This is a genomic window from Candidatus Neomarinimicrobiota bacterium (genome assembly GCA_041862535.1).
In the GTDB taxonomy this organism is placed as follows: Bacteria; Fidelibacterota; Marinisomatia; order SCGC-AAA003-L08; family TS1B11.
Window position 1 is genome coordinate 1 of sequence record JBGVTM010000185.1, and the last position, 5,892, is coordinate 5,892.

A 5,892-nucleotide genomic window follows, 5' to 3' on the forward strand; every position below is an offset into this window, starting at 1 on the left:
AGCATTGCCAGTCAAACTCTACCGTATAATTCTCTGGAAGTCGGGGAAGTAGAGCCCAGACCAGTCCATAACGGGCCATTAAGCAGGTGCCATACCAGATGGTATGTACGCGGAAGATATACTTTCCTTGTTTATTATCTACGAATGCTTCGAGATTAAAATCGGGACCGCCACAACCGCTTCCTTCTACCCTCGCCCCGAGCAAGGTGTGGATATCAAAATCTATCTCCGGATTACCATAAATAGGTCCCCCGTCGGGATAGCCGCAGTTTTTTGCCCAGATAAATACCTCCATTCGATAGAGACTGTCAGAGGCTAGTTGCACGTATTCAGCCTCGGTTAGACCCGGGTATTTGCGCTTAACTGCTTCTAGTACATTCGGGAAGTTATTATTCCAAGTACCATCCATGCGTTGTTTGAACTTCCAATCGATGAATTCTTCGTACTCCTCTTGCGAGGTAATCACTATTTCATTGGGGCCACGAGAAAGTACGCCTGATACACATTCTATAGATATGTTCTGGACAGGCAACGATTCAAGTGATGGCTCTTCGAGTGGCTGTTCACAACCGGCTAATACGCCTAATGCTAAGAGAAAGGACGTACGCTTAATCGAGACAGAAGAATTCATAATGTCATCCGCATGTGCTGGGGACTACTTTAGCAGCACCATCTTCATCGGGGCAAGTACATAATTTTTAGTCGGAATAGTGATAGCGAACCTTGAGTTCCTCGGCCCTCAGCTCAACGATCTCCAGCTGGTAGGTCATGGTACCATTCCAGTAGCCCACCTCGATTGCCAGTATGTTTTCAGATAACCGTTCCCATGTGCCTTCGAAATCGGCGTAGGTGATCGGGGGTGTGCCACACCAGCCGGCGTTCTTGCGCTCGAGGCAGGAGCCATCCGTGCGGAACACGATCCCGTAGTTGTCCACCGCCAGCTCGTCCGTTCGCTTGAATACCGTCACACCTCCTTCCTCAGAATACAAGACCCACGTACCGCAGATCTCGTCGGTCTCATACAGTTCATTCACTGCCTCCGATTCGGTACAGGCGAAGCAGGTCAGAAGAGCCAAAAGTAAGAGCCTTTTCATCTTACTAAATTCCGAAGTATAACATAAGCCCGGGAGCCGATTGGCCCAACAGTCCCTTCATTTATATTGCAAAGATAATACCGTTAATAATGAGTGAATAGCCGGGCTGGGGTATGATCGGCCGGCCAAACGAGTTTTACGAAGAGATGTGCTGTCGATCGAGAATAGGATGGAACAACCTCCCTGCCTTATATGGAAGGATCAAAGTATCAGGAAACTGAGGACTGTTTCAAAAAGCTGATACTTCCTACCAGAATGATCCCCTTCACTTCAGGACCCACGCCTACGGCGGGACTACGCAGACGCTTGTCCTGAATCCCGGCGCCGTCATCAGACCGCTTCGATGGTCGAGGGGGGCTTCGACGCTATGTTGTAGGTAACGCTGACGATGCCGGGCACCGCGCGGATAATCTCGCGTGCGACCTCCTCGAGGATTTCGAACGGGAGCCTGGTGGGTGTTGCGGTGCGCGCGTCGAGGCTGTCCCAGCAGCGCACTTCAATCTGCTGACCGAAGTCGCGCTGGCCGTCGCGCATGCCGGTCACGCGGTCTGCGTGCAGGACCGCCAGGTACTGGAAGGCGCCACTGCCCTTGAGCAATCGCTCGACCACGGCGGTGGCCTTGCGGACCGTCTCGATGCGCTCCGGTGTCGCCTCGCCGATCACGCGGGCTGCGAGCGCCGGCCCCGGGAAAGGAATCCGCTCGAATACCTCGGCCGGAAGGCCCAGGGCCTGGCCGATTTTTCGAATACTATCCTTGCGCAGCTGAATGAGCGGTTCGATGATGCGATAGCCGAAAGCTTTCTTTGGGTCGATCCCGAGCTGCTCGAAGACGTTGTGCTGGCGCTTGATCCCGGCAATGGTCTCGTCAATATCGGTCAGGTTCGTTCCTTGCAGCAGGTGCTTCGCCCCGCTTTCCCTGACCAGGCGTCCGAAAACATGGCGGTAGAAGGTCTGGGTAATAGCCTCGCGCTTCTCTTCCGGGTCGGTGATTCCCTTGAGCGCCGCGAAGAACTTATCGCGGTCATCGACCACTTCGACGGTGACGCCGAGCTCTCGAAACAGACCCGTGACCTGTTCGGACTCTCCCGCGCGCATGAGACCGTTCTCGATGAAGACCGTCTTGAGACGCTTTCCCAGGGCGCGGTGCCCGAGCATGGTAACCACAGACGAATCGACGCCACCTGAGAGGGCGTTGATGGCCGTTCCCTCCCCCACGGCCCCGTTGATCGCCTGGACCTGCTCATCGATGAAGCGCTCGGTGTCAAGCTCCCGGGCGGTGATCTCCCTGATCATGTGGCGACCTCCTTTTCGTTTGATAGTCTTAACATGACGCTGAACTGCGCGGCGCGCACCCATGGCTAAGCACCTGCGGGTAGCTCCCTCCAGCCAATGGATTGCGAAGGAATGCCGAAAGGAGTACCGGTGCCGGGGGATTTTAAGACCTCTGCATCCCTATAGATAAATCAAATTCCGTATCGGTCCCGTATCCGGCAAAATGACTATGATTATGCGCGCTTCCTCGTCCTGACAATTCGTCGGGATTGGGAATGACGGCCCGCCTGGTGACCAAAGACGAGACCGTTACTTCAGCAGCAGCCCCGCCTTTGGCCCCGCCGTTGGCGGGATTGTGGACGGGACTACTTTGACGCTACTTCAATAACAGCATCTTGATGGACTTACTATACTCCGGCGTCATTAGGCGGGCGATGTAGATGCCGGAGGGGACTGCTAGGCCACTAGCATCTCGGCCATTCCACTGAGTTTGGTGGTAGCCCGGCTTGATATATCCCTCCACTAGCCTCACCACCTCCCGACCTTGCAGGTCGAATAACGTCAGCGTCACCTGCGATGTCGCCGGCAGATCATATCGGATTGTCACCGAAGGATTGAAGGGATTGGGGTAGGCGCGGTGCAGGGCCATAGACCGGGGAGCACCCTTGGCCTCCTCCACCCCAAGGGTGATCAGTTCCACCCGGTAGACTCCACCGTCTGTCACCGCGAAGTAAAGATACCCATCCCCGGGAAGAACCATATCGATGATCGGCCCCACATGCGTAAAGGGAACCGGATGCCAGGATTCGCCCAAATCCAGGCTGTAATCCAGAAAAGGTTCGTCACAAGTTATCGTGGATATCGCGCATCCGCTCACTACGACCAGTGATGTCCACGGATCGATCGCCACCTTGTCGTAAATTGGAAAATCCCATAGCGGCACATACCAGGTCGTTCCACCATCCTGGGAGTAGATGAGATCCCCAGCGGCAATGAAGATATTCTCCACATCAGCGAAGGCCGAATCCATCCCGAAATCAAACTCATAGGCCGGTCCCGGAGGGTACAGGTGCTCCCATGTCTCTCCATAGTCCATCGATTTCATGAGCAGGATACCTGAATATCCCTCCCCACCGCCCACCATAACCAATCCGCCAACGAACTCGGTGGTCTGGACTTTCTGAATGCCCCAGCCTTCAGCGTCAATGCTGGTAAACAGTGGCCGCCAGAGACTATCGCCGAACTGCTGTTGGTAAAGGGCACCCCCGGTGGCCGCGTATTTCTCCCCGCAGATCGTAGGGTCCGGAAAGCCGGCCAGGGAGTAGACCCCCACGGCGAAACTATCCGATATACCCGCGCTGTTCGGCGTGAACTCCCCACCCATGTAGCTGCAGTAGACATAGACCGAGTCGTCTTCCGCCGGAAACACGCCAGCTGTGATTCCCCAGCCGACGGGGCCAGCTTTGTGCGGGTACACAGCCGATACATGCTTTCCTGCCAACCCAAGGTTCGCCCAGTTGGTATCCGGCAGGTTGGAGGCATTCAGGTAATACACCCCCTCACCGTTGGTTCCGGCTATAATCACCGATCCATATACTCCCAGGGAGGTGACCGGCTTCCCGGCCAGGCCCAGGTGTTCAATCTCCTGCTGACCTGACAGGGGAGCTAACAGGAAACCAGCCATAACAACGATCCACAGCCTGAATGAAGGGAGCGGGAGTTTCGTTTTAGAAGTACCTTTCTTTAGGATTGTAGTATGCCTTGATTATTCTCAAGCGGACGAGTTAATCCGGTCTTCATCTTGATTGACCTGGCTGATACGTGCTGCCTCCTACTTGTGCAAACGCAAGCTTGCCCAACGGACTCCAGTCCCCATCATATTGGACGATACCCACGCCTCGGGCAAACCAGAACCACCAGGCGTCGTCCCAAACCTCCGGTGTATCAAAGGCGAGGAACAGGCAGTTCGTGAAGGTGCCTGCAAGGGTCTCAACCGTCTCATTACGATTGACGACAGTTACTATTTGGAATTCACTCAGATCATTCAGATTGGAATACACATGGTAGGTGTCACCTTCAGCCAGGTTAAACCGGAATAGTAGTTCTTCGGCGGTGATGTACTCATAGTAAATATAAATATTTCCAGTCACCGGATCCGGACGATAGTAATTGACACGAAGACTATCCGGTCCAACAGCGTAGTATTTCTTGTTCCCAAATAAGACCGTCCCCCAGACCTTGCTACTAGTCCGGATAGTGGTATCCGGAGGATGATAATAGCGATACTCGCCACCAATATTCAGGGGAAAATAGTCAATATTAGTTACCTCCTGTGATTCCTCGCCAGCTTCACAACCGAGTAAGACAGCCAAGATAAACAGAATCATGGCGGTAGTTTTCATCTCACCACCACCATCTTGATGCTCTTGCTATACCCCGGCATTACCAAACGGGCGACGTAGACGCCGGAGGGAAGGCGATCGGCATCAAACATTAGCCGGTGTTCACCCGCAGGCTGCCATTCATTCACCAGGCTGGCCACTTCCCGACCCAGGAGGTCGTAGATCGTGAGCGTGACGAAAGCGGCCCGGGGTAGCTCGTATCGGAGGGTGGTCGTAGGATTGAAGGGATTGGGGTAGTTTTGCGCGAGCATGAAGCCGAGGGGCAGGTCGCCCGGCTCGTCACCTGCCATAACGGTGTAGACAGTGCCCGGCAGCTCCCGGCCGGGGGCCAAAGCCTCTCCCTGCACGTCTGCCAGGTAGACGTTGACCCAATCGGGACGGGCGGGGAGCTGGCCATTCTGAACCGCTTCGGTCCAGCGCTCATCGGTGAGGCGGTCAAAATTCTCGGTGACCTGCTGATAGTAGGACATAACAGGTCCCACAAACGCCACGGGCTGGAAATCGCTGGAAGGGCTGGGGGCGAGGAAGACACCGAGATTCACCGGGCCGACACTGACATGGAGCACCCGGCCGACGATGTTCCCCACCTCATCGGTAGGCTGGGTGTGCACATCAGCGATGACAAAATCCTCACCAGCGGGATCTTCATACGCGTCATAGAAAAGATCGGTGTACCAGCCGCTGAAGGCGGGTGCACAGCCCAGGAACTGCGAGTATAGCATGGTCTTGAGGAAACCCTTCTCGGCGTCACTGAAGGGCTGGTGGTCCAGTTCCTTTTGGGCGATCACTTCCAGAGTGTCCATGATGGCGCTCATCCGGGTGAAGAAGCCGGTGATCCTGGCGTCCTCCGTGACCTGGTAGAAGAAGGTGCCGGATTTCTCGGCGAAGTTCGCGATAGTGCGGTAAAAAGCGGGATAGGGTTCCACATAGGAATGGGGGAACGAGCAGGACGCCATAGCGGTATAAGACTGCTTGGCATAGAGCAGGTTATCATGGCGCAGCTGACTCCAGGATGCCAGCTGGGTGTTGAGTTTCTCATGGTGCCAGGCGGTAGTGTTCATGAACAGGGGGAGGGTTCCGTCAGGTTCCGCGGGATTGAGGTCGCGGATCGCCTGTAGCCATAC

Annotated in this window: 6 protein-coding genes; all 6 read right to left on the minus strand. The window is 55.2% G+C overall.

The genetic code is table 11. The features are described 5' to 3' along the window. On the minus strand, nucleotides 1–631 hold a 631-nt coding region (locus ACETWG_06695; GenBank protein ID MFB0516276.1), incomplete at its 3' end, for a hypothetical protein. A 67-nt stretch (nucleotides 632–698) separates the two neighbouring features. Next, nucleotides 699–1,094 carry a hypothetical protein gene (locus ACETWG_06700; GenBank protein MFB0516277.1) on the minus strand — a complete coding sequence of 132 codons (396 nt, stop codon included), beginning with the start codon at nucleotides 1,092–1,094 and terminating at the stop codon, nucleotides 699–701. A 330-nt stretch (nucleotides 1,095–1,424) separates the two neighbouring features. Beyond that, entirely contained in the window at nucleotides 1,425–2,387 is a 963-nt protein-coding gene (locus ACETWG_06705; protein ID MFB0516278.1) for an asparagine synthase-related protein, read from the minus strand. A 355-nt stretch (nucleotides 2,388–2,742) separates the two neighbouring features. Further along, nucleotides 2,743–4,050 (minus strand): T9SS type A sorting domain-containing protein, encoded by a 1,308-nt coding sequence (locus ACETWG_06710; protein MFB0516279.1) that lies wholly within the window; start codon nucleotides 4,048–4,050, stop codon nucleotides 2,743–2,745. Nucleotides 4,051–4,162: 112 nt separating this feature from the next. Further along, the gene (locus ACETWG_06715) at nucleotides 4,163–4,768 is read right to left on the minus strand and encodes a hypothetical protein (protein ID MFB0516280.1); all 606 of its coding nucleotides are present in this window, start codon (nucleotides 4,766–4,768) and stop codon (nucleotides 4,163–4,165) included. After that, nucleotides 4,765–5,892 (minus strand): DUF3160 domain-containing protein (locus ACETWG_06720; protein ID MFB0516281.1); only part of this gene is annotated, 1,128 nt, incomplete at its 5' end. The genes ACETWG_06715 and ACETWG_06720, both read right to left, overlap by 4 nt.

What these genes read in the sequence shown, in the direction of transcription:
- ACETWG_06700 (MFB0516277.1), bottom strand. Translation starts at nt 1,094, where the DNA reads ATGAAAAGGCTCTTACTTTTGGCTCTTCTGACCTGCTTCGCCTGTACC.
- ACETWG_06710 (MFB0516279.1), bottom strand. Translation starts at nt 4,050, where the DNA reads ATGGCTGGTTTCCTGTTAGCTCCCCTGTCAGGTCAGCAGGAGATTGAA.
- ACETWG_06715 (MFB0516280.1), bottom strand. Translation starts at nt 4,768, where the DNA reads ATGAAAACTACCGCCATGATTCTGTTTATCTTGGCTGTCTTACTCGGT.
- ACETWG_06705 (MFB0516278.1), bottom strand. Translation starts at nt 2,387, where the DNA reads ATGATCAGGGAGATCACCGCCCGGGAGCTTGACACCGAGCGCTTCATC.